This is a genomic window from Gilliamella sp. W8126, from assembly GCF_016102185.1.
GTDB lineage: Bacteria > Pseudomonadota > Gammaproteobacteria > Enterobacterales > Orbaceae > Gilliamella > Gilliamella apis_A.
The window spans coordinates 85,597-110,259 of record NZ_JACFPE010000004.1; the positions used below are offsets into that span (position 1 = coordinate 85,597).

The 24,663-nt window shown below is 33.7% G+C and carries 22 protein-coding genes; 8 read left to right on the forward strand and 14 right to left on the reverse strand.

Features of this window, described 5'->3' with window-relative positions:
* The 3 genes from H3S74_RS08750 to H3S74_RS08760 form a co-directional block, all read right to left on the reverse strand.
* Entirely contained in the window at nucleotides 1-753 is a 753-nt protein-coding gene (locus H3S74_RS08750) for a nucleotidyltransferase domain-containing protein (protein ID WP_198247684.1), read from the reverse strand.
* Nucleotides 754-806: 53 nt separating this feature from the next.
* Nucleotides 807-2,387 carry a hypothetical protein gene (locus H3S74_RS08755; RefSeq protein WP_198247685.1) on the reverse strand — a complete coding sequence of 527 codons (1,581 nt, stop codon included), beginning with the start codon at nucleotides 2,385-2,387 and terminating at the stop codon, nucleotides 807-809.
* A gap of 127 nt (nucleotides 2,388-2,514) precedes the next feature.
* Entirely contained in the window at nucleotides 2,515-3,735 is a 1,221-nt protein-coding gene (locus H3S74_RS08760; RefSeq protein WP_198247686.1) for an RtcB family protein, read from the reverse strand.
* A 263-nt stretch (nucleotides 3,736-3,998) separates the two neighbouring features.
* Between H3S74_RS08760 and rtcR the strand changes: the two genes are divergently transcribed.
* Together rtcR and H3S74_RS08770 are read left to right on the forward strand one after the other, a co-directional pair.
* Complete coding sequence (gene rtcR / locus H3S74_RS08765; RefSeq protein ID WP_198247687.1) at nucleotides 3,999-5,618, forward strand: RNA repair transcriptional activator RtcR; 1,620 nt, start codon at nucleotides 3,999-4,001, stop codon at nucleotides 5,616-5,618.
* 150 nt (nucleotides 5,619-5,768) lie between these two features.
* On the forward strand, nucleotides 5,769-7,166 hold the full coding sequence (locus tag H3S74_RS08770) for an RtcB family protein (RefSeq protein ID WP_198247688.1): 1,398 nt from the start codon (nucleotides 5,769-5,771) through the stop codon (nucleotides 7,164-7,166).
* Between the two features lie 307 nt (nucleotides 7,167-7,473).
* Here H3S74_RS08770 and H3S74_RS08775 read toward each other — a convergent pair whose 3' ends face one another.
* The 6 genes from H3S74_RS08775 to H3S74_RS08800 form a co-directional block, all read right to left on the reverse strand.
* Nucleotides 7,474-7,989 (reverse strand): IS1 family transposase, encoded by a 516-nt coding sequence (locus tag H3S74_RS08775; RefSeq protein WP_198247689.1) that lies wholly within the window; start codon nucleotides 7,987-7,989, stop codon nucleotides 7,474-7,476.
* On the reverse strand, nucleotides 7,962-8,195 hold the full coding sequence (locus tag H3S74_RS08780; RefSeq protein WP_198247690.1) for a hypothetical protein: 234 nt from the start codon (nucleotides 8,193-8,195) through the stop codon (nucleotides 7,962-7,964). Before H3S74_RS08780 ends, H3S74_RS08775 begins: the two co-directional genes overlap by 28 nt.
* A gap of 418 nt (nucleotides 8,196-8,613) precedes the next feature.
* Nucleotides 8,614-9,594: a hypothetical protein gene (locus H3S74_RS08785; protein WP_198247691.1), complete on the reverse strand. Its 981-nt coding sequence runs from the start codon at nucleotides 9,592-9,594 to the stop codon at nucleotides 8,614-8,616.
* A gap of 219 nt (nucleotides 9,595-9,813) precedes the next feature.
* Nucleotides 9,814-10,275, reverse strand: a complete 462-nt coding sequence (locus tag H3S74_RS08790) for an STY0301 family protein (RefSeq protein WP_198247692.1) — start codon at nucleotides 10,273-10,275, stop codon at nucleotides 9,814-9,816.
* Between the two features lie 97 nt (nucleotides 10,276-10,372).
* Entirely contained in the window at nucleotides 10,373-11,236 is an 864-nt protein-coding gene (pdxY, locus tag H3S74_RS08795; RefSeq protein ID WP_198247693.1) for a pyridoxal kinase PdxY, read from the reverse strand.
* A gap of 14 nt (nucleotides 11,237-11,250) precedes the next feature.
* A complete protein-coding gene (locus H3S74_RS08800; protein WP_198247694.1) occupies nucleotides 11,251-12,531 on the reverse strand; it encodes an MFS transporter in 1,281 nt (426 codons plus the stop codon).
* A gap of 498 nt (nucleotides 12,532-13,029) precedes the next feature.
* Here H3S74_RS08800 and H3S74_RS08805 point away from each other — a divergent pair, with 498 nt between their 5' ends.
* The 3 genes from H3S74_RS08805 to H3S74_RS08815 are packed head-to-tail and all read left to right on the forward strand — an operon-like array spanning nucleotide 13,030 to nucleotide 17,190.
* Nucleotides 13,030-14,934 carry a beta-glucoside-specific PTS transporter subunit IIABC gene (locus tag H3S74_RS08805; protein ID WP_198247695.1) on the forward strand — a complete coding sequence of 635 codons (1,905 nt, stop codon included), beginning with the start codon at nucleotides 13,030-13,032 and terminating at the stop codon, nucleotides 14,932-14,934.
* Nucleotides 14,924-16,345: a glycoside hydrolase family 1 protein gene (locus tag H3S74_RS08810; RefSeq protein WP_110448796.1), complete on the forward strand. Its 1,422-nt coding sequence runs from the start codon at nucleotides 14,924-14,926 to the stop codon at nucleotides 16,343-16,345. Before H3S74_RS08805 ends, H3S74_RS08810 begins: the two co-directional genes overlap by 11 nt.
* A 5-nt stretch (nucleotides 16,346-16,350) precedes the next feature.
* Nucleotides 16,351-17,190 carry a PRD domain-containing protein gene (locus H3S74_RS08815; RefSeq protein WP_198201527.1) on the forward strand — a complete coding sequence of 280 codons (840 nt, stop codon included), beginning with the start codon at nucleotides 16,351-16,353 and terminating at the stop codon, nucleotides 17,188-17,190.
* A 706-nt stretch (nucleotides 17,191-17,896) separates the two neighbouring features.
* Here H3S74_RS08815 and H3S74_RS08820 read toward each other — a convergent pair.
* From H3S74_RS08820 to H3S74_RS08840, 5 genes are all read right to left on the reverse strand, one after another.
* Nucleotides 17,897-18,439 (reverse strand): D-lyxose/D-mannose family sugar isomerase, encoded by a 543-nt coding sequence (locus H3S74_RS08820; protein WP_110448794.1) that lies wholly within the window; start codon nucleotides 18,437-18,439, stop codon nucleotides 17,897-17,899.
* Nucleotides 18,440-18,537: 98 nt separating this feature from the next.
* Nucleotides 18,538-19,632, reverse strand: a complete 1,095-nt coding sequence (locus tag H3S74_RS08825; RefSeq protein ID WP_086364193.1) for a PTS fructose transporter subunit IIC — start codon at nucleotides 19,630-19,632, stop codon at nucleotides 18,538-18,540.
* Between the two features lie 20 nt (nucleotides 19,633-19,652).
* Nucleotides 19,653-19,964 carry a PTS fructose transporter subunit IIB gene (locus tag H3S74_RS08830; RefSeq protein WP_086364192.1) on the reverse strand — a complete coding sequence of 104 codons (312 nt, stop codon included), beginning with the start codon at nucleotides 19,962-19,964 and terminating at the stop codon, nucleotides 19,653-19,655.
* A gap of 47 nt (nucleotides 19,965-20,011) precedes the next feature.
* Entirely contained in the window at nucleotides 20,012-20,467 is a 456-nt protein-coding gene (locus H3S74_RS08835; protein WP_110448793.1) for a PTS sugar transporter subunit IIA, read from the reverse strand.
* Between the two features lie 126 nt (nucleotides 20,468-20,593).
* Nucleotides 20,594-21,466 carry a ketose-bisphosphate aldolase gene (locus H3S74_RS08840; protein WP_198201528.1) on the reverse strand — a complete coding sequence of 291 codons (873 nt, stop codon included), beginning with the start codon at nucleotides 21,464-21,466 and terminating at the stop codon, nucleotides 20,594-20,596.
* A 183-nt stretch (nucleotides 21,467-21,649) separates the two neighbouring features.
* Here H3S74_RS08840 and H3S74_RS08845 point away from each other — a divergent pair, with 183 nt between their 5' ends.
* From H3S74_RS08845 to scrK, 3 genes are all read left to right on the forward strand, one after another.
* Nucleotides 21,650-22,414 (forward strand): DeoR/GlpR family DNA-binding transcription regulator, encoded by a 765-nt coding sequence (locus tag H3S74_RS08845; protein WP_181414714.1) that lies wholly within the window; start codon nucleotides 21,650-21,652, stop codon nucleotides 22,412-22,414.
* A gap of 17 nt (nucleotides 22,415-22,431) precedes the next feature.
* Nucleotides 22,432-23,421 carry a DUF4432 family protein gene (locus H3S74_RS08850; protein WP_198247696.1) on the forward strand — a complete coding sequence of 330 codons (990 nt, stop codon included), beginning with the start codon at nucleotides 22,432-22,434 and terminating at the stop codon, nucleotides 23,419-23,421.
* A 114-nt stretch (nucleotides 23,422-23,535) separates the two neighbouring features.
* On the forward strand, nucleotides 23,536-24,405 hold the full coding sequence (gene scrK, locus H3S74_RS08855; protein ID WP_110448789.1) for a fructokinase ScrK: 870 nt from the start codon (nucleotides 23,536-23,538) through the stop codon (nucleotides 24,403-24,405).
* The last annotated feature ends 258 nt before the right edge of the window (nucleotides 24,406-24,663 follow it).

The window sequence follows — 24,663 nt, forward strand, 5'->3', positions numbered from 1 at the left end:
TTACAAATCCATCAATGTTTTTATGAAAAATTGATCTAATTTAGCTGGTTTAAAATGTCGCTCTGTTATTGGTGCAACCTGTTGCAAAATATCATTCATCGATTGTTCAATAAATAGTAATATTTCAGGATCGATAGCGATAAGTTGTGATTCAGCCATGGTTGCTTTTTGCTCAATAATCTTATTGATTTTGTTACGTAAATTTTCGGGCAATAGCGTCAATAATGGTGCTATTGCCATCGGTGCGATTTGCTGTTTTTCTAAACACCATTTAGCACATAATAGTGGTCTTAACACATAAAATAACTTTTTGACACCAATTTGTTGCCCTTCACTACTTTGCCAAGCACTTTTCGCTATACCTAAATAGTGAAAAATATTACCGCGGGCATTAAAAAATTCTGTGCATAATTGCCATAATGGCTCAGCGATTGCAGCATTTTGCTGATAAATGATTGGTGACTGCAACCACTCAAATGGCGTAGTATTGGATTTGCGAATTAACTGTAACGTTTTTTTCAAATCCCACCCATGTAAATCCAACTCATCGTCGATTGGAAAAGTCAGATGAGAAGCAGGATTATCAATTGATAGATATTTATCATGTGGATGAACATAAATAAAACGAACATCATAATCACTATTTGGTGAGGGAAATCCCCATGCTCGGCTACCAGACTCACAGGCAAAAATGATGTTAATGTTATATTGTTGTTCTAATTCAATAAGTTTTTCTTGTATACGGTTTTGCATTTTCAATAACATCCTTATTAATTTTTATAATAACCATCAATTGAATAAAATTTTTAATCATTCATTTCAGCTATTAATGCGGCTAAATCTTCTTTAATCTCGTCATCAGGTTCAATGATTGCCAATTCTTGTATTGCTGTTTTGATATTGTCTGACCATAATGACCGCTCCCAAGCTTTTATAGCATTTAATGCCATAGTTCGATGTCGTATTAGCGGGCTTTTTAAAGCGATTAATAATAAATTTTCACCAACCTCAGGAAAACGATTAAATTCTTGTAATATCATTAATAATATATAATGTGCATCATCTTCGCCGAATCCATCATCCAATGTTGGTCCAGTTGCGAGTTTAGCAAAATCATATTGTTGATTAGCTAATTGAATAACTTGTTGGATTCTTGATATTGAATCACTTTGCATCAAGTCATTCCACTGATCACCATTATATTTTTTCTGATATTCAAATCGTGCTGGCCATGCATCAAAACCATATTGAGAATAAAGTTCTGCTGCTAGCGAAAATTGATTCTCATTGTTAGCCGTTAGGTTTTCTTCAATCAATTCTAACCATTTATCTTGTTGAATAAACTGATTAGCTTTTTCGATTATTTCATCTTTTATTTGTTCGTGCCAGTTAGGCGTATTTTCATCTACCTCTTCAGCAACAAAATTATGTATTAATTTTACCGTTCGTAATATATTCAGATCGACTAAGTTTGGTTGTTTAAGTAGATGAGTTAAATAACTGGCACAAACTTGAGCACCAACATCATAACAATATATATCCTCAGCAGGCCCACCGTTAATTAATGCTTCTAGAATTTCACCGATTGAGCTAATTAATTCATTATCAATACTCTCTTGCTCTAGCACCTTATCTAATTCACCAGCTACTGCGCAGGTATAAGCAAGATATTCATTCATAATGCTATTTTGATAACCAGCTCTTAACAACCAATCTTTGCTTGCTGATGATAATGGATAGTTGGTTAACCGTTCGACGATTTGAATACGTCCCCAACCATTAACTTTTTTGGCTAGTTTCATTAAGGTATTTTCAATATCATTTTCAGATGATAATGTATTTTCTAATGCAATAGCAGAATATAAGCTAAACTCATTATGCATACCGAATAACATAAATAATTCGGTTTGTTCGGTGGTAAAACAGCCCAATATAGCAATACTAAATTTAATGATTTCACGATCAGGGCTATTAATGGCTAACCAATAGACAAACTCATATAATTTATCAAAATCAACATTAATGTTCGGTATTGCTTCAGCTAAATCATCAATAAAGCTTAATGTACGTTCAGTGGTGACTAAATTATACAGTTGCTCGATATTTGATTGATTAGGTTGTATTGTTATTTGTTGAAGCAACATTAGCATATTTTCTGCACAATTTTGTTCTGTTGATGCGCCGTGATGATTGATAACACCATCCATTGCTCCATCTGCCCATTTGAATTCGTTATTATCCAAAGATTCATCAGGAAGCGTTTGCGCTATCTCTGGTAATTTATCAGCATTTTGATAAGGGAGTAAAAAATGATAAATACTGATTCTATTGTTATCCCATACTATTGGGAATGGTTGCTCAGTTGTTGTGTTTAAATTCGTTGTCATTGTTTATCCTTAAAATATCTTATCGTTATCGTGAATGATTAATTGTTTATATCAAAATGTTATAAGTAATTATTAGTTATCATATTATTACCGTCATGATCATCGAGGAAGTTATCCTCGATATCATTTATCCTTTCACACAGACCACTTGTCGTAGTTGATGAACAATCTCAACTAATTCATTTTGTGCCGTCATTACAGCATCAATATCTTTATATGCCATTGGAATTTCATCAATAACATTGGCATCTTTACGACATTCAACATGTGCAGTTGCTTTAATTTGATCTGCGATGGTAAATTTCTTTTTCGCTTCTGTGCGACTCATAACCCGTCCAGCACCATGAGAACAAGAGCAAAAGCTTTCTTCATTACCCAGTCCGCGAACAATGTAGCTTTTCGCTCCCATTGATCCTGGAATAATCCCTAATTCCCCTTTACGGGCAGAAACTGCTCCTTTACGAGTAACAAAGATCTCTTCACCAAAATGATGCTCTTTTTGCACATAATTATGGTGACAGTTAATTGCCGACATATGTGTTGTAAATGGTTTAGTAATGATTTTACGCATAGCTAAAATCACATTGGTCATCATTGCTTCACGGTTAAGTCGAGCAAACTCTTGTGCCCAATGAACGGCATCGACATAATCCTGAAAATGTTCAGTACCTTCTTCTAAGTAGGCTAAATCTCTATCTGGTAGATTTTTTATATGGACTTCCATATCTTTTCTCGCCATCTCAATAAAAAAGCGACCAATGGCATTACCGACACCACGTGATCCACTATGTAACATGATCCAAACTCGGTCGGTTTCATCTAAACAGATTTCGATAAAATGGTTACCTGTACCAAGTGTTCCTAGATGTCGATAGTTATTGGTATTTTCCAAATGAGGATACTTGTCAATTAACTTCTGAAAATCTGGTAATAATTGTTGCCAATATTGGTCGATCAAAGTCGGTGGATTATGCCAACTACCATTATCTCGTTTATGATTTTTGGGCGAGATACCATGTGGTACCGCTTTTTCTATTTCAGTTCTTAATGGTAATAAATTATCTGGTAAATCTGTTGCCATTAATGATGTTTGTACGGCTATCATCCCGCAACCAATATCCACACCGACGGCAGCAGGAATAATGGCGCCCATTGTTGGGATTACGCTACCAATAGTCGAACCTTTACCAACATGAACATCAGGCATTACAGCAATATGCTTAAAAATAAAAGGAAGTTGTGCTGTTTTGCTTAATTGGTCTTTAGCTCCTTGATCAACTGGTACTCCTTCTGTCCACATCTTAATCGGTTTGGCATTTTCGGTTTGCAATAAATGATATTGAGTCATTTTTAATTCCTTTTCTCTTTTTCATTTCATTTAACAAGTTATCACTTGTTGATAAGTTTAGTTTTATAAAAATATTTTTTATATCTTCATATTAATTATTGCGAAAAGCGTGCCAATTAATAAAAAAAGCTAAAATTATTTTTTAATTACATGTTTTTAAATGAAATAAATTTTTTTCTTCATTATTGATTAAAATTTACATGGTTTTTTTTAATGGTATTTTTTATAATTTTAGATATTAATTTATAAAAATAGATAAGTTTATGAAAAAGAATGTGGTGTTTGGTTTTCTCGGAAATGTCCTTGACCAACGAGGCAAAGGTAAACGACGATGGAAGCATTGGCGACCAACCATTGCTTTATGTCATCATGCCGATAAACCTATTTCTCGTTTAGAATTACTTTATTATCAAAATGATTATCATCTTCTTTGTGAAATCATTAATGATATTAAACTGTTATCACCACAGACTGAAGTTAGACCAATAGTCATAGACCTAGCAGATCCATGGGATTTTGAGCAAGTTTATACTTGCTTATTTGATATTGCCGAAAAATATACCTTTGAGCCTGATAAAGAAGAATATTATGTTCACATTACTACTGGGACACACGTTGCACAGATTTGCTGGTTTTTATTGACTGAATCACGTTACTTTCCGGCCAAATTGCTCCAAATGTCACCGCCACAACCAAAAGATATTAGCGCTAGCAATAATGAGTTAAATGACGATGACATACTAGCAATGACTCCTCGTGGCACAATGAATCAGATTGATTTGAATCTACATCGATATGATAAGATCCTGACTCGTTTCCAACACTATGCATCTCAGGCCACCGATCTTTTAAAGTCGGGTATTGCAACCCGTAATCAGCGATTTAATCAGCTCATAGCCGAAATAGAACAAGTTGCTAGTCGATCACATGCGCCGATTTTATTGTCTGGGCCTACTGGTGCGGGTAAATCATTTTTAGCTAAACAGATTTATTTACTCAAACACAATAATCATCAAATTCAAGGGCAATTTGTTGAGATCAACTGTTCAACATTACGCGGTGATGGCGCCATGTCAACCTTGTTTGGTCACGTTAAAGGTGCTTTTACTGGTGCCAATATTGCGCGCACCGGATTACTTAAAAGTGCCGATGGTGGCTTATTGTTTTTAGATGAAATTGGTGAACTGGGGCTTGATGAGCAAGCGATGTTATTAAAAGCCATTGAAGAAAAACAATTTTATCCTTATGGTAGTGACAAACCGATTCAAAGCAATTTTCAATTAATTGCTGGTACCAATAAAGATCTCAAACAGGCTATAGCACAAGGTGAGTTTCGTGAAGATCTTTTTGCAAGAATTAATCTTTGGAGTTATCAATTACCAGGATTGGCGGAAAGAAAGGAAGATATCGAACCCAATATAGATTTTGAGCTAGCCCGTTATGCCAAAGAATATGGCATTATGCCACGATTTAATCAACAATCCCGTAATGCCTATCTGAAATTTGCCACTTCTCCTCAAGTAAAATGGCAAGGCAATTTTCGTGAACTCAATAGTTCGATTACCCGTATGGCGACATTAGCACCACAAGCCAATATTACATTACAACAAGTTGAGCAAGAAATCGGTCGTTTACAGCAAAATTGGCAGCAAACAACCAAAAGCTATAACGATTTAATTCCAACTGAAATTGATGAATTTGATCGCTGCCAGTTAGAAAAAGTATTAGAAATATGCCAAAACAGCGCCTCCTTATCTGAAGCAGGCCGAGCACTATTTGCTGTTTCAAGAAGCAAAAAACAGCGCAGTAACGATGCTGATCGTTTAAAAAAATACTTAGCTAAATTTGGCCTGAGTTGGGAAATAATACACAGTAATAATTGATGATCTAATAAAAAAATGATTTATCAGTTTACTTTTTAATAAACTTTAGTCTAGAATACGGCCGCTTTCCTGAATAGTGCTGCTGCAGGAAACAGTAATTATCTTCTCAAATTGAGAGGACGGTATTTTATTGTTTTCTAGGTGGCTATTATGTCTACATTTACCCGTTTACAAAAACGTTTATCCCGAAGTGGGATTGAAACTCATTTTAATAATGATATTTACACATTTAATAAACAAGATATTACGGCACAAGTATTATTACCTAATCCGTTACCGTTAGAAGAAAAAGCGGTTGAGCAATTACTCGATTTTGCATCGGTAACAATGCCTAATAGTGATGGCAAAGTTTGCGCGGCAAGGGCTACGCCAGACTTTCATCCTGGTGCGATTGCACCAGTTGGAAGTATAGTTGCCACGACTCCTGATTTAATTATTCCTGCGGCGATAGGCACGGATATTAATTGTGGGATGCGCCTGTTTACTACAGGCTTAAGTCTTAATGAGGTGGATGAACAAAAATCAAAACTCATTGAGCAATTAAAACAGGTGTTATTGCATGATGAGCGCGATGTACCGGTTACCCCTACATCTTTTCAAGCGCTGTTTGATGAAGGTCTTACCGCTTGGTTAGGAACTTTACCGCAACAAGGTTTATGGAATAGTGTCGATTTTGAGCGGCTCTCACATGAAATTAGTAAAATTTCTGGCAATGATTTACTTTCGGCGGATAGTCAGTATGCTCCCGAAGCCTTTTTTGAAAAACGAGCGATTATTCGTCCTGCAAGTCTAGGCACAGTAGGCTCAGGTAACCATTTTGTTGAATTACAAATTGTTGATGAAATTATTGATCGCCATGTCGCTTATCAATTAGGTTTAAAGAAAGGTGCTATTGTGGTGATGATTCATACTGGATCACGTGATGTCGGTTTTTATATTGGCAAGCGTTGGCAAGATAAAGCCAAAGCATTATGGCCGGTCGATCAAAAATACCCTAAATCAGGTTTATTTGCTTTGACAGACAATCATGCTCAAGAGTATTTGCAAGCGATGGGCGTTGCTGCTCGTTATGCTTGGATAAATCGCATTGTGATCACTGAGCTAGTGCGTAAAACGTTTAGTACACTCTTTAAGCAAGATGCTAGTCAACTATTGGTTGATATCTCACACAATGTCATTTTTCCTGAAAATGGCATGAATATTCATCGCAAAGGTGCAACACCCGCACATTTAGGTGAAATAGCATTGATACCAGGCTCTATGGGTGATTATTCTTATGTTGCAATAGGAAAAGGTCATCCTGATTGGTTATGGTCTTGTTCGCATGGCGCTGGACGAGCTGAAAAAAGGCAAACGATGCGTAGTAAAAAATTGGCCTCTGATAACGCCTTATTGCCATGGCAATGCGTTACTTTAAAACAAGAGCGACTATTTGAGGAAGCGCCTGCTGCATATAAACCGATTACGCCAGTCATTCAAGCACAAGAGAATGCCGGTTTAATCCAAACCGCTGTCAGACTTAAACCGTGGATAACCTTTAAAGTATGATGTAAAAAAGATGTCAGTTTCTCCAAAAACTGGCATCTATATAGCGAGTTAATAAAGATAATGGCTGATGTCATTATCTTTATTATATTAGTTTTATTATTTCTGATTTGATTTGTTATTTTAATCAATCATTAATACCCCGCAGCTAAACCATCACCATGAGGATCGGTTGCACTCATTAATCGATGATTATCGGCAGCAATTAAAATGGCCAACATAGCTTTATTGTGTTTTATCGCATCTATTTTTTACTAAGAAAAATTAAGATGGTATAGACTTCTCAATATTTTTTACAAATATAATAATATTATTTTGCTTTGATATGTGGACTATTCGCATTAATATCTAACCAAGTTTGACGATAACGCTGGCGTCGCTTTGTTCGGCAATAGTTAACTAAAAGTGTAAATCCTTGTTCTTCCATCAATGTAAAAAAATAGCGCTGCCATTTAGCTGCGGTATTGGCATTAATGCCTAATTGTTGCTGAATGGTTTTATATGTTTCACCTTGCAGCAATAAATCAATAAACGGCAACCATCGTTCATGGTGAGATAACTTATTAAGTTGATATTTTTTCAGTGGGTTAAAGGTTCTCCGACAGGTTTTACAACGAAAATTAAGCCGATGGCCAATGCGAATAGTATTCAAAGAGTGGCAATAATCGCAAGGCATGAAAGCCGTCTTAAGTAGTCCAGTAAGCCACAACTTAAAAGCCTTAGCTTGCTGAAAAACTTCTGTTGGTTTTGCTTGAGCAAGGTTAAGAATCGCTTGATAAAGATCCGGTTCATATTGTGCTAACAATTGACGGATAACATTATCCACCGTCGTGCTGCTCGCGCTGAAAGGTTAAACTTATCTGCAATAAAGCTATGTGGTTGATTGCTTAATGTCATTGGCGCAATATTTATGAACAATGAAGCTGGTTTAAATCGTCGACATAAAGGCGTTGTCGCCACCAAATCCGGCAACGCCAGTAAAAAACGCTCAGCGGCAAGATGTTGCTTAATCGGTAATAGAGAATGATACATGATCGCTGACCTTTTGATGGCATAGACTCCTTAATTATTTAAAAAAATATAGCAAATGAAATGTCTAGAAAGGTTTATAGGATAAGTGTAAATGAAAAATTTGTTGTTATTTTTTATGAAATATGATATAATTAAACCTGTATAGCTGTGGTTATCTTATTAAGAAAAACCACAGCTATACAGGTCAAAATTTTAACTAAGTTTAATTTCGAAAGATTTCTTGCTTTTTTAATTTTATTCTTCATTTTTTACGATTCCTCTAATGGTGATTTTACTGAATTTATTAAATCAGTATTTGATGCTTTTATTATACCATATTTAATGGAAAAATTAAATAAAAACAATAAATAAGATATTTTTTTATGTGCTCTTCAAATGTATTTTTAAATTGCAATCATTATAATTGCAATTTAAATAATTATTTTTTATGAATATCAATTTCAGTATAATTAGATCCATTACAGAGATATGTGGTTAATTGCATATTACTTTCACCTTCTTTAAAATAGAATACACGAAATTCATTTTCATCAACTTTCAAGTATCGAGCACTATCACTGGGAACTTTTTGTATAATTTTGTTATCGCATTTAAAATAATTCATTGTGTCAGCAACGTATGTTTTTTCAATAATAGTATCAATAATATTATTTACATTATAAGTGATTAATTGACTTGGTAATATAATACTTATGAAAATAAGAATATAAGTTAAAAATGGTAATTTATATAAAAGTTTCCTATTTTTTGCTAAATCAGCCCAAAATATAATAATTAGCAGTAAAAACATACTTACTATTGTAATAAAGTAATACCAATATATTCCACGTGTTATAGTCGGAATTTGCTCTGGGGGAACTGATATTATTTGCGAGACTAAAGAACGCCCCGAATTATTACTTAAGAAATCTAAAAAAGTATATATAATAACTAAAATACTGCTTTGAATCGCTACACCCAAACTAGTAATTTTTTTACGATCTACATAATTTACTATTATAAATATAGCTGTAATGCATTGAAATATAAAAAAAACAAAACTAGTTAACCAGTTGAATTTTAATAATAATGTAATAAAGGCTAAAGTACCAAATAGTGTTCCCCAACCAGATAGAAAAAAAATAATATGCAAAGTTTTTTTTGATTTTTTTTGGGGTAGTAAAAATGTAAATTTAAGCCATCTAATAGTTAATTGCTTTTGTTGATAACTTGCAAAACCAACATAATAAATTATCAGCATCATAATTACTAATGTAATAGAAATTATAAATGTACAAATATCTAGTTGCATTTTATTAAAAATAAGAAAAATTATACCCACAATATAAAATAGAAATAACACGATAAACAAAACAGGATATTTCTTAATATTTTTCTTAAGGTTGTGAAAAAAATTCATTGTTTTCCTTTTATTTTTTATTGTTTAAAACTACTAATATCTTATTTTCTTGTTACAAATCTTGATATATTTCTTATTAGTTCAATTAATGACATCTAAGCATAGATTAAAATATGCTAAATTTGATAAGGTGATAATACAATTATCAAATTGATTAAGTATAACAAACGCTATATTGAAGATACGTAAATTCAAAGGTTTAATATTAAATAGTGAAACTTATTCCACTTCTTGCAATTTGCTGGTACTACAGATAAGTTTGGCTGTTGTGTGTTGATTTTCATCATTTGCATAAATCGCCCAGCAACTTTTCATCGATGAATCGATTTTTTTTGCCAATTGGACTTCCTCACCATTATAGCTACATTTAACGTAGTTTCCATTTTCATCATAGGCTGAATTGATTTGCCATGTGAGGTCATGTTTTTTGCCATCAATAATGCCAATTTCAGGTTTTAATTCAAATAATTTAACTGGTTCATCGGAATAAACACCAAGACTAGTGAGTAGTAGGCTACGATTTTTGTTGATTGAAACTTGCCAACCCTCAGGAGTTGCTTCAAGTTCGGGATGATCGGATTTAATATTGATTCGGGTTGGGCAATCAATTTCGTAAGCAGTAGCAACCCCAATAGTTGCCAACCACGCTGTTGCAATCAAACTAATTCGGTAACCTTTCATCTCATCCATCCTGTTTACATGACATATTAATCTATTATTAGTGTTGTTAATTAATTATGCCAATAATCTAAATCAAATTATTTTTAAAATGCTGTTTTTATAATAATGGTGTTGCTCGATACTGTAAATCAGGTTTTTTCAGCCAGTCCTGTGAATCAATAATCGCTAGTTCTCTAACCTCTTTTTGTTTGGTAACAGCTAATACATGATTCGCTGCATTGGCCGCTAGTTCAAACGCATTTAATTGTGATTTGCCATTGATTAAGTGAGCAGTGAACAAACTACAGATTAAATCGCCAACGCCCAATGGACGATAAGGAAAATCATATAATGGACGGGCAAGGTGATAACTTTGCGATGGTGTGGCTAATATCATTTCAAACAATTCTGTAGTTTTGCCAGCATGGACTAAATTTTTCACTAAAATTGCTTGGATAGGTTGATTTTGCAGTTTTTTGATTGCCGTTTGTACATCGCTAAAGGTTTTAATTTCGATATTCGATAATATCTGTAATTCTAATAGATTCGGCGTAATATAGTCTGCATGTTTAATCGCTTGGTTAGTGAAAAAATCAATAATATTTTGCGGCAGCGAACTCCCTTTATTAATATCTCCGCCCATAACCGGATCGCACACATAAATGGCGTTAGGGTTATAATATTTTATCTTTTTTACTGCTTCGATAATTTCTTCACCTTGTTCGGCAAGACCAATGTAACCGGATATGACGGCATTAATTGATTTTAAAACGCCAATTTTTTCAAGACTATTTACGATCCGTGTAATTTGCTGAGCCCCCAGCACAATACCATCATAATCGGGATAAACCGTATTACTCGATAGTTGTACTGTGTGGATCGGCATGACTTCAACGCCTTGTAATTGCATGGCTAATGTGGCAACTTTGTTGCCTGCATAGCCATAAACAACATTAGATTGAATTGATAAAACGGTTTTCATAAGTCGTTGCCTTTTTATTCATCATAATAGTGATAATGGCTTAAAAGATAGATGCTGATAATGGATAGCATTGCTAATCCACAATAAAATAGCGCTAATGGTAACCAATAAGTTTGGTAGGTAAAGATAATATAACCCCCGATCAATGGAATGAGGCTACCAAAAATAGCTGCGCAACCTTGATAGCTCATGGATAAGCCGGTATAGCGAATTCTAGCAGGGAAAATTCGGCTTAAATAACCCGCTATTACCCCATAGAAACCACTGTAACAAAGTACATTTAATGAAATACCAATAATAAAGCTAGTTTTTGTTCCTGCTTGAATAATTGGGAATAACAAAAACACGGATGCCATCGCTAATATTGTTGAAATAATTAAAAAGCGTGTTGCTGAAAACTTTTCTGAAAAATAAGAGATAAATGGTTGCGCAATAAAGTGTACCATTGCAATCCAAAATAGTGCATCAACGATGATGTTCTTCTCAACACCTAGAGCCATTGTTGTATAACCAATCATTAGTGTATTAGAAAAAATACCACTAAATGACAGTACATTGGCGCATATGGCTAATACCAGTATTGGCGTTGCCCGTTTAAACACCTCAATAATTGGCACCGACTCTTTTTGTTTCAAGCTCGCTTGCTTTTTAGCTGATTCGATAAATACGGGTGACTCGGTTAAGGTAATTCTGGCAATAATTCCAACAATTAATAAAACAAAACTGACTAAAAATGGGATGCGCCAATAACCGCTATCTATAAGTTTATCGGTAGGCAAGCTAATGATATAAGAAAAAACTAATAATGCGAGAATATTACCTGCCGGACTCCCCCACTGAGCAAACGATGAGAAAAAGTTTTTTAAGCCTTTGGGTGCATGTTCATTAGCCATTAATACTGCGCCACCCCATTCACCACCGACAGCAATACCTTGTAAAATACGTAATCCAACTAACAGTATCGGTGCGATGATTCCTGCTTGTTGATAAGAGGGTAACAAACCAACACACGTTGTCGCAATCCCCATTAATAGCAAGGTGATAATTAGTGATTTTTTCCGCCCTAATCGATCGCCAATATGACCAAAAATTATTGCGCCTAATGGTCGAGATAAAAAACCAACTGCAAATGAGGCAAATGCCCCTAAAACTTGCACAAATTGATTATCTGAAGGAAAGAAAAGCTGACCAAAAATTAAGACTGATGCTAACGCATATATATAAAAATCATACCATTCAATGGTAGTACCAATAAAAGCAGCAAAAGCGACTTTTTTAGCAGATGAATTGGACATAGTTAGACCTTGCTAAGTCAATGACTAATGTAAATTTGTAAAGACAGAGAAACTAACACAAAACCATTAATATCACAATTTGTTATCTGATAAGATAAGAAAAATTATGTAAAAAGATGGTTGTTCTAATTTGAATCATAATATTGTCATTTAAAGATAATTAGTGATTATTCACAGTGGATTATTTGGGTTATTTTATTAAATAAAGAGCTCAATTGATTACACAAAGCTGAAATTGAAGGCTTCTTAAAAATTGGCAAAAATATTAAAGTTCACGGTTAATTAACGTATAGCAATGTAATTATTTAAGTTGTATAAAATAAGATATAGATCACATTTCTTGAATTTTAATTTGAAATCAATATTAGTTATATATACTATCGGATCCATTAAGGCATGTTACTGATTTAATTCAGGCAGGACCAAAACAAAAACTTATCTAGAAGGTGAGTTTTTGTTTTGGTCTTTTTTTTTGGATCTTTTAGAGTGAGTGTATATATGGATTATCAACAGTTAGGAATACAAATTTTGCGGTTAGTTGGGGGAAAAGATAATGTTAATTCCTTGACTCATTGTGCAACTCGTTTACGGTTTGATCTTTTTGATAAAAATATCGTTGATTGTGATGCAATCATGAAATTGACTGGTGTTATTAGTATTGTAGATAGTGGAGGGCAGTTCCAAGTAGTGATTGGTAACGAAGTCCAACAAGTGTATCAAGCTATTAGTCAGAATTTATCTAACCAAGAACATGGCAAGGTAAGAAGCATAAAGAAAGAAGGGATACTTTCATATATTATTGGCATTATATCCACTTCATTTACGCCTGTAATTCCTGCATTAACTGGTGCGGGGATGATTAAAGCGTTATTAGCTATATGTAAATTAATGGGGGTGTTATCGCCAGATAGCCATACCTATTATTTGTTGGACATGTTGGCTGATGCGGCATTTTTCTTTATGCCTATTTTGTTAGCATATGGTGCTGCAAGTAAATTTTCGTGTAATCCTATTTTAGCTATGACTATTGCAGGTGCAATGTTACATCCCAATTTAGGAAAATTAATGGTGTTGGGTCAAGATGTTTCTTTTATTGGTATCCCGGTTAAATTAGCCGATTATTCAGGTTCTGTATTACCTATTATTATTACCGTATGGGCAATGTCTTATATTGAGCGCTTTGCTGAAAAAGTGACTCCATCAATGATAAAATTTTTTATCAAACCAATGCTTATTTTATTGATAGCAGGGCCATTAGCATTAGTCATTATTGGTCCATTTGGCATCTTACTAAATGATTTAGTTGCACAAGGGGCGGGTTATATAAATAGTAAAGCTAGTTGGTTAATTCCAATGTTAATGGGCGGGTTACAGCCATTTTTAATTATCACTGGTACAGCTTGGGCAATGACTCCAATTGCAACAGGACAGTTAAGTCGTAATGGTTCTGAAATGATTAATGGCCCTGGTATGCTAGCCTCAAATATAGCACAAGGTGCAGCTACATTATGTGTAGCAATCAAAACTAAAAATAAAAATCTAAAACAACTTGGGTATTCTGCTGGTTTCACCGCATTATTAGGTATTACCGAACCATCATTGTATGGCGTAACCTTAAAGCTAAAACGCCCATTAATTGCTTCAATGATAGGTGGTGGAGTTGCTGGCGTTTATGCAGGGGTATCTGGATTATTACGTTATGCTTTTGTATCGCCAGGATTAGCTGGTTTACCGGCATTTATAGGTGATAATCCGATGAATATTGTTCATGCTCTGGTGACATGTTGTATTGCGATAGTTGTAACATTTGTATTGACATGGTTTATGGGATTTGATGATCCAATTGATGAGGATGATTTGATTGAAACTATTGATACAGATTCAACATTATCATCAACAAATAACTCTGTTGCTGCTGATTTGAGTAATGTTATCTTAAGCAGTCCTTTAACAGGAAAAGTAATACCACTATCAGAAGTAAAAGATGATGTTTTTTCAAAAAATTTGATAGGTGATGGTATAGCCATTGAGCCTAATCAAGGTAAAGTTGTTGCACCAATTAGCGGTAAGGTTGTCAGTTTACTTGAATCAAAACATGCGATCGGTATAAAAAGTGATCAGGGTATTGAAATTTTGATCCATATAGGACTGGATACCGTTAAATTAGGTGGCCAATTTTTTACAGCTAAAGTTGAACAAGGTCAGCGGGTTAATGTTGGTGATGAGTTAATTGAATTTGATTTAGCGGCTATCAATCAAGCTGGTTATATGACAACTACCCCAATAATTATTTTATATTCAGATGAGTATTTTGTTGAAAATATTAAGAAAAATATGGTCACAATCGGTGAGGATCTGATGTTAGTTAAAAAAGCAAATCAAGGTGATAATCATGCTCTATAAAACATTAAAACCGTTTCCTCAAAATTTTTTATGGGGAGGATCAACATCGGCTTATCAGTTTGAAGGGGCATGGGATGAAGATGGAAAATCTCCATCAATTGTCGATATGTATTGCCATCCTGAAGATGTAGCCGATTTTAAAGTAGCAAGTGATCACTATCATCATTATAAAGAAGATGTGCGGCTTTTTGCCGAATTAGGCTTAAAAGCCTATCGTTTTTCTATTGCTTGGACGCGTATTATTCCAGATGGTATTGGTGACGTTAATCAACAAGGATTAGATTTTTATCATAACTTAATTGATGAACTTAAACGTTATGATATTGAACCAATAGTAACTCTATATCATTTTGATTTACCCTATAAATTGGACAAACAAGGTGGATGGAGTGAACGATCAACCATTGATGCTTTTGTCCGATATACTGAAGTTCTATTCCAAAATTTTGGTAAAAAAGTTAAATATTGGTTAACAATTAATGAACAAAACACCATGATTCTTCATCCTGGTGCAATTGGTGTTCCTGAAAATGGTAAATTACCAGATAAGAAAACACTTTATCAACAAAATCACCATATGTTTATCGCTCAGGCTAAAGCTATGCAGCTATGCCACACTCTTTGTCCCAATGCTAAAATTGGGCCAGCATTAAATATTACTTCAATGTATGCTGAAACTTGCCGACCTGAAGATGCTATTGCTGCTCATAATTGGGAAACTATTCGATGTTGGAGTTTCCTCGATACCGCTATTTTGGGGCGCTATAATGCGTTATTTTTAAGTTATTTACAGGATAGAGGGCTTTGCCCAACAATTTTGGCAGAGGATCTCGTTGTATTAAAAAATGCTCAACCTGATTTTATTGCCATGAATTATTATTCAACAGCAACAATTGCCGCCAGTAAAGGAAATGCTTCCGATATATCAGCCAGAGCTGGCGATCAACAAATCATGCTGGGTGAACAGGGCGTTTATCGAGCGGCGGAAAATCCTTTTGTCGATAAAACGGCTTATGGATGGGTAATTGATCCTATTGGTTTAAGATTAACTTTAAGAAAAGTTTATGAACGTTACAATTTACCAATTCTAATCACTGAAAATGGCATTGGTGCTCCAGATAAACTTAATGCAGATAATACTGTTAACGATGATTATCGCATCAACTTTATTAGCCAACATATAACCCAAATGCAATTGGCTATCACCGATGGTGTTGAACTTATTGGTTACTGCCCATGGTCTGTTATTGATGTGGTAAGTACTCATCAAGGTTATGGTAAGCGTTATGGTTTTATCTATGTTAATCGAGGCGAATTTGATTTAAAAGATATGAAACGTATCAAGAAAAAGAGTTATTTTTGGTATCAGAAATTAATTAAGGCTAATGGGCAGTTGGATAAATTGACGTAACCGTTATGATAACATTTAAAGTTGATAAAATTTTAAATAACAGCCTAGTATTATCCAAAAATAGTGATAATAACGAGGTGATCCTGATGGGAAAAGGGATCGGTTTTAATGCTAAAGTTGGTGATCTGCTTGATGCTGAGCAGATTGAGAAATGTTTTGTTTTACAACAAATAACAGATATTCAAGGTTATCTTAACTTAATTGAATCATTACCTGATGATTACATCGAGTTAACGAGATTTTTGTTAGACTATGCGAGCAAAACATTACAAACGACTTTTAGAGAAACACTCTTTTTTACCTTATTAGATCACCTCAATTATGCTATTGAAAGATATTATTCAGGAGTGGTTATTCAAAATCGCTTGTTATACGAAGTGAAAAGCTTTTATCCTAAAGAGTTTGAAGTTGCAAAGTATGGCATAACCTATATAAACCAACGTCTTAATATTAGTTTACCTGAGGAGGAAGCAGGTAACATAGCCTTTCATTTAGTTAACGGCCAATCACATCAACAAACTATGCAGCATACGTTATTGTCCGTTAAAATGTTGAAGGATATATTCAATATTATTCAATTTAATTTTGCAATTCGAATAGATAAACAATCGTTACATTATTCACGCTTTTTAACTCATATGCAGTTTTTTATTCAGCGTATTTTTGAGCAGAAGCAGCTACAATCTGATAATGATTTTGTTTTTCAACAGGTGATTAGGCAATATCCAGATGAGTTTAAATGTGCAAATATCATTAAAAAATATTTAATTAATCAGCTCAATATCACGATTTCAAATGAAGAAATCCTCTATTTAATACTACATATCATTCGTATTGTACATTAAATCAAGCAAACAAAAGTCAGCATTGATGTTTATATCGATAATTAATACCAAAATAGAAGATTATTGCAAATTGTGTAACTTTATCATTTGCTTTTAATATTCGATGGTTAATTATTCATTTGGATCTGTTTCAATATTCTGCAAATATGAAACAATCGGTAAATCAGCTTCAGCCCAATCAAGATGATTTAGTTCATTAATATCTAGCCAACAAATTTTATTATGTTCTAAACATATTGGATCATTATCAATTAGCTGACAAAGAAAATTTATTGAAAAATAGCTTTAAAAATGTTTTTCAATACTATCAAAGGATAAATAGCTATTTGCCTTTCGAATAATAATTAAAGAAGTTTTTTAAACAGTTTAAACAGGCTACCAAGAGGATAACGTTTTAACTTGATTAGATTTTACAGATAGAATGTTGTTAATATGATTTATCGGCGGTTATTTTTTTAATACAGCAGTACTTTTAATGCGAATTGCTGGTCTTTTGTTTTTAGATTGATTGCTTAGTGTCATTGTTAATAGTCAGATTTAGTTAGTAGCGAATGTTATTAATTTGTTGGTTACCTGGTGTGTATAGGGTTTATTTAATCTTATTTTCACGGATAATTAGGATAAATAAACCCTTTATTATGGTTGTTCTTAGGTTGCTTTATAGCACGGTAAAATTTAAGTTATTATCATGACAAGTTCATTTCACTTATGTGATTTGGTCTTGGCAAACTCTATTGATATTTGGGTTGGTAAAAATATCAAATTCATCATAACTGGTTGATGAGAATTCACTTATTACAGCACCTTCAGGCCCAGCTTTAAACCAATGTTTAATATTGGGGTCGATGGTATATTGCTCACCGGGGAGTAATTCAATCTCTTGGCGAGCAGTATAGTATTGTTGATTACCACCCTGTGGTAAAGTACAAGATATACTGCCCTTATTTTCACCTTCAACATATAAATATACTTTACCCCATCGACAACGAAATGTTTCTTGTTTTCCTCTGCTGTTGTTGATGTCAGGATGTCGATGTTCAGGGCAGGTTTGGTTAGGTAGTAATACCATTTCTTTGGCACAATATCGGTCAGTATTAATATAAATAATTAAATTTAAACCTTCATTTTCAATATTATTTAAACCGAAATCAGCAAACTCAATATTATTTAACTCTTGTTCAGTTAGAATAAGTTGAGATTTTTTATATAACTCTTTGACATTATTCTTATAATCTTCACTAACTAACATAGTACACCTCATATAACTAAAACTAAGTCTATATTTAGTATTTAGATGGTTATGGTTTAATCGATAATGACCTCCATAACCATCCAATTTTTATAGACTTAGCTGATTTTGATTGAATCTAAGTCAATATCTTTCTCGTCATCAATAGTGAGTTCATTGTTATCATCTAGATTGACTCGTTTTTTCAGTACAAATAATATAATTGCGGTAGCAAGTGAGCCAGCCATTAAGGCAATAAACCATTGGATAGGATTGACCATTGTCACCATTGCAAATAGCCCACCAGCAGGTGCTGGTGTAGCACTACCACATGCCATACTAATTGCACCACCAACAGCACCACCGACACCAGTTGCTACTAAACATCTGAGTAAGTCATTAAAGATAATCGGATAACAACCTTCTGTGATTTGGCAGACTCCCATTGGAAATGCTGCTTTTAATGTTTCAACTTCATTGTTGGTATAAATATTTTTAGAAAATATTTTTTGCATAAAGTAAGCGATTGTCATTCCAAAAGGCGTTACCATTGAGGCTAAAATCATAACTGCCATTGGTTCATAACCATTTGGACCTAATGAAAGTAAAAACATGACCACGGTTTTATTGATTGGGCCACCATAATCAATTCCTGAAAGAACACCAATAATTAATCCATATACAATTTTTTCACTCGTATTAAGATTTTTTAAGTAGTCCATAAGTAATTCAGTGAATGCAGCAATTGGGGTGCCGACAACGTAGTACATTATGAGACCCATGGCAAACGCCGATAATAAAGGAATAATTAAAACCGGTCTTAGCCCTTCCGCCCAATGTGGTACTTTAATTTTTTCTCTGAGAAGTAAAGCAATATAACCAGCAATATAGCCACCGATAAAACCACCGATAAAGCCTGCGCCGATATTAATCGCAATTAGTCCAGTCAAAAAACCGGGAGCAATACCTGGTTTATCAGCGATTGAATAAGATATACCCGTAGATATCACCACCGGTAACATTCCAAGAACCAGAACCCCCATAGTTGAAAGCGCATCAACTAATCGGAAATCATCATGGAAACTATTCATTACTTGCCCACCAAATAAACTACCTATAGCGAGACAAAAACCAGCACTGACAACAATGGGTATTAAATATGATATAGCTGTTAGAGCATGACGCTTTAACTCTATTAATTTGAACATCTTCATGTGCAACCTCACCTGTAAGATTATTGAGAAATAGCTTCTTCGATCTTCTTAATTAATTTATTGGGGGACTTTATGGCAATTTCTGTGGGGACCTCAATGATTTTTTTGTTGGCAAATCGTTCTCTTCCAGATACTTTTACATCAATAGCTAATATAACAATATCAGCACTTTCAATTAACTCATCGGGAATTTCATCTTGTACACCTATCGTACCTTGAGTTTCAATATGTATGTTATGCCCAGCATTTTTGGCGGCAGTGATTAATTTTTCCTTTGCAATATAAGTATGTGCAATTCCTGCGGTACAGGCAGCGATTCCAATAATATTCATAGCCTTTGTCCTATTTTTATTACAATTCCTTGTTGATAAATTTGTTATTAGTAACTAGTGAAAATTTGTTTAATTTCCTGACTATCATTTGCTTCTAACAATCTATCAATAACATCATCATTACCAAGTTTACCGGCTAGTTGTGCTAACAACATGAGATGTTCATTAGCACCGTCATTATTAGCGCTGACCGAAAATAAAAATATTAATTTAACTCCTTTATCATCAAGAGTTTCCCATTCAATTTCTTGGTTGAATTTCCCGATAGCAATACCATTTCGTAGTACGCTATCGCTTTGACCATGAGGAATTGCAATATAATTACCTATACCTGTTGCTCCCAATGATTCTCTATAATAGATATCTTCCAGAAATGAATTAATATCATTAATATAGCCAGCATTAAGTAGTTTCTCTGATAAAATCAGTAATGCTTCATTTTTATTTTTTGCATCAATATTTGTGGCAATGACTTGTTCATCTAAAATTTTATTTAATGACATAAACTCTTCCTCTTATTAAATGTAATAATCCGTTGCTTGTTGCCGGTCGATAATTAACCGGCTTTTAGCTTACATTTATTAATATGAACAAGCATTTAGCTATTTGTTCTTATGTAGTCTTAAAACTTATCGATAATATAATGATGCTTTATTATCTGCTTTAAATAATTTAATTTTTTGCTCTGCTACTTTTTGCGTTTCTAGCATGCAAGGAGGGAATAAAACATTAGGCTCTCTAATCTCGTTATTGCCTCCATTTAACATCTCGCGTAATTTGTTAGCAAAACAGATTTTTATATCACTAGAGATGTTTATTTTGGCAATTCCTAAATCTAGCGAAGCAGCAAGTTCATCATCCGCATTACTAGAACCCCCATGAAGTACTAATGGGATTGAAACCAGCTTATAAATTTCTTCTAGAATATCTAAACGTAATTTAGGAACTAAGTGTTTTGGATAAATACCATGTGATGTACCAATGGCTACCGCAAGAGAATCAATTTTTGTTTCTTCAACAAATTCTTTGGCTTTTAATGGATCGGTGTAAATAATTTCACTTGCTCCCCCTTCAACGGTGGATCCAGTATCGCCAATGGTACCTAACTCTGCTTCCACTGACACACCAACGCTATGTGCTAGTTTTACGACTTCTTTAGTAATTCTAATATTTTCATCAAATGGTTGATGTGAACTGTCAATCATTACTGATGTGAAGCCTAATTGAATGGCATGTGCAACTTGTTGCATGTTGGCACCATGATCTAAGTGAATACAAACGGGTATTTTACTGTGGTTACATTCATAAATAACTTGACTGATAAAACTGTCTTTTAAGAAAGCAAGCTCATCGGGGTGAATTGCCATCATAAATGGTGCGTTTAAACGTTCTGCTGTTTCCATTACGGCAGTCAGTAATTGTCCGCTACCAGCATTGAACGCAGGGACGGAAAATTTATTTTTTCTTGCTATATCTAGCATTTCTTTACCAGTGATTAACATGAGCTGCTCCTTAAATTTGCTGTTATTAATACTTTCCTTTACTTTCTTTTCTTTTATTATTTTATCTTTTCTTATTTGTGTCAATTATTTTTTTTATTTTCTTTTTGTTATTTGTTTTTTTGTTTTATTTTAATTTGTTTTTTGTGTATTATGCAGATAAATCAAAATATAAGGTGGCTAATTATGTTTGCTGAAGAAAGACAACAGATTATTTTAAAGAAAGTAATAGAAAATAAATCGATTACTGTTAAAGAGTTAGCAGAGTTATTAGATGTATCAATGCCTACAGTGCGTAGTGATATTGATATAATTTGTGCAAATTATCCAGATATAGAGCGAACGCATGGTGGGATTGTGTTATCGAATAAATTTATACATCAAACCCCTTATGATGAAAGAAAAGCACTTAATCTAAAAGAAAAACAGAGCATTGCTAGTTTGGCTATATCTTTAATTAAACACAAAGATACAATACTGATTGATTCTAGTTCAACTAGTAATGAAATTGCGAATAAATTAGTCAATATTGATATTAAAATTACTATTATTACTACGGGTATCAATATTGCTGTTAAGCTAAAAGAAAACCCGAATTTGACGGTTATTATCATTGGCGGAGTTTTAAAACCAAAATCAAATACCATACAAAACTCTTTTGATGATAGCGTTATTAATGCTTTTAATATTGATAAGTTTTTCTTTTCAGCATCAGGTGTTTCACTAAAAAACGGGTTCTCTGATTATAATTACAATGAAGTTGTCGACAAAAAAAGATTTTTAGCTAAATGCCAACAATCTATTGCGCTAATTGACTCAACCAAATTCAATATTGATTCAAAATCCAGTTTCGCACAATTAAAAGAAGTGGATTATTTAATAACAACTCAAACTGTTGATAAAAAGGATATTGAGCGATATAAAAGGTCGATAAAAGTTCTAACTGCTTGATGATAAAGGGGCCTATTATGAGTTGGTTTAAAAATATGACGGCTAAAGAGTTGCTACAGTATGTTGGTGATATTAAACAAATTGCTGGGGCAACGAGTTCCATTTTAAATGATGGCCCTGGTTTTAATTCTCGTATTTGTGAGGTTAATACCGCAGTAGGGTTAAGTTTTACTGTATTACCTGATCGAGGAATGGATATTTCAGCATGTCGTTATAAAGGCATACCCATTGCGCCAATATCAAAAGTAGGGATCAGAAATCCAGAGAGCGTGAATAATAGTGGATATGAGTTTTTAAAAAATTTTCATTGTGGTTTATTAACTACTTGTGGATTAACGCATATTGGTCCTCCATCGACTATTAATGGTTTACATGGCCCATTTTCTAATTTACGTGCAGAAAATTTTTCTATTAATGAATTTTGGGATGATGATGATTATATTATTCAGTTGAAGGGTAAAATACGTCAAGCTGTGTTTTTTTCTGAAAATATTCAATTACAAAGAACAATAACTACTTCATTAAAATCTTCATCCTTTACTATCACTGACACAATCACTAACCAAGCATTTAGGCATGAAAATATTCAACTTTTATATCATATTAACTTTGGTTATCCACTATTATCACCAGATACGACAATAAAGCTACCCACAGTAATCACGTTACCCCGAGATGAAGTCGCAGATAAGGGGTTGGCGCATTTTCTTGATGTATTACCGCCTCAAGCTATTTTCGATGAGCAGGTCTATTTTCATCGACCAAAACCAGAAAAAAAATGCCGTTTTAGGGTTGAAAATAAAACTATTGGTATTGCGCTGGACTGTAAATATAACTCAACTGAGCTCCCTTATCTGACACAGTGGAATCAATTTGGTCAAAATGAATATGTTCTCGGTATTGAACCTGGTTTAGGATGGCCAATGAATAAGCCAGAGGGGGGATTGATTTTAGCACCATTAGAGAGTTTTACGACGTCGCTGCATTTTGATTTAAGTAATATATAATAAACAAAAATACTGTAAGGCATTTTAATAATTACTAGGATGAAAAATTTATATTTCAATTTGGTTAGTAGATAACCCTAATTGACTGTAATGAATAATATTTAATGGAGATAAATAATGAAACGATATGGTAGTGTTGAGGCGGGAGGAACAAAGTTTATTTGTGCTGTTGGCAATGAAAATAATGAAATAATTATTAGCGAGACTATTCCAACCACAACTTATGCAGAAACGATAAAAAAGGTCATTCTGTTTTTTAAACAAAATAGTGTTGATGCTTTAGCAATAGGCAGTTTTGGGCCGGTAGATCTTGATATTTCTAGTGACCAGTATGGATGCATACTGAATACTCCAAAACAAGGTTGGACTAATGTAAATATTGTTTTACCAATACAGAAAGAACTCAATATACCTATCTTTTTTACAACGGATGTTAACTCAAGCGCTTATGGTGAAATGTATTTAAACTCATGTAATAATTTGGTTTATTACACAATTGGCACTGGAATTGGAGGAAGCGCTATTCAAAATGGCGTATTTATAGGTGGCGTCGGTCACCCAGAAATGGGGCATCAATTAATAAAAAAACATTCGTTAGATGTCAATTTTAAAGGTGTTTGTCCATTACATGGTGATTGTTTAGAAGGGCTAGCATCAGGGCCAAGTATTGAAGCAAGAACGGGTAAAAAAGGCCAAGAATTAGATGCTAGTTCAGATGTTTGGGATATTCAAGCATACTATATTGCCCAAGCTATTTTAAATGCGACCTTAGTGATTAGACCTGAGTTAGTCATTGTTGGTGGTGGTGTGATGAGCCAAAATCATATGCTAGAACGAATAAAAACGCATTTTAAAAGATTATTAAATAATTATGTCACCATTGAAAATATTGATAAATATATAAAAACACCGTCAGTTGAAAATAATGGTAGTGCAACAATTGGTAATTTTTTACTCGCCAAAAACTTATTAATTAAAAATTAATTTATTCGCATTATATATAATTAGGTTGTTATTTCTTCAGAAATAACAACCAACTAAGTAATATTGTTATCTTTTCCTTTAATTATCCACCTTCACTAGGCCACGACAAGCAATGTTATTAGATAAATTAGCTTTAAATGATTATACTGGTGAATTATACGCATCCTTAAATTGAGTATTTATAAAATTAGTTTAAATGAAATATTGTATGCTAAAACATGGAGCATTCGAGGAAATTACAGCAACAATCTGATTTAT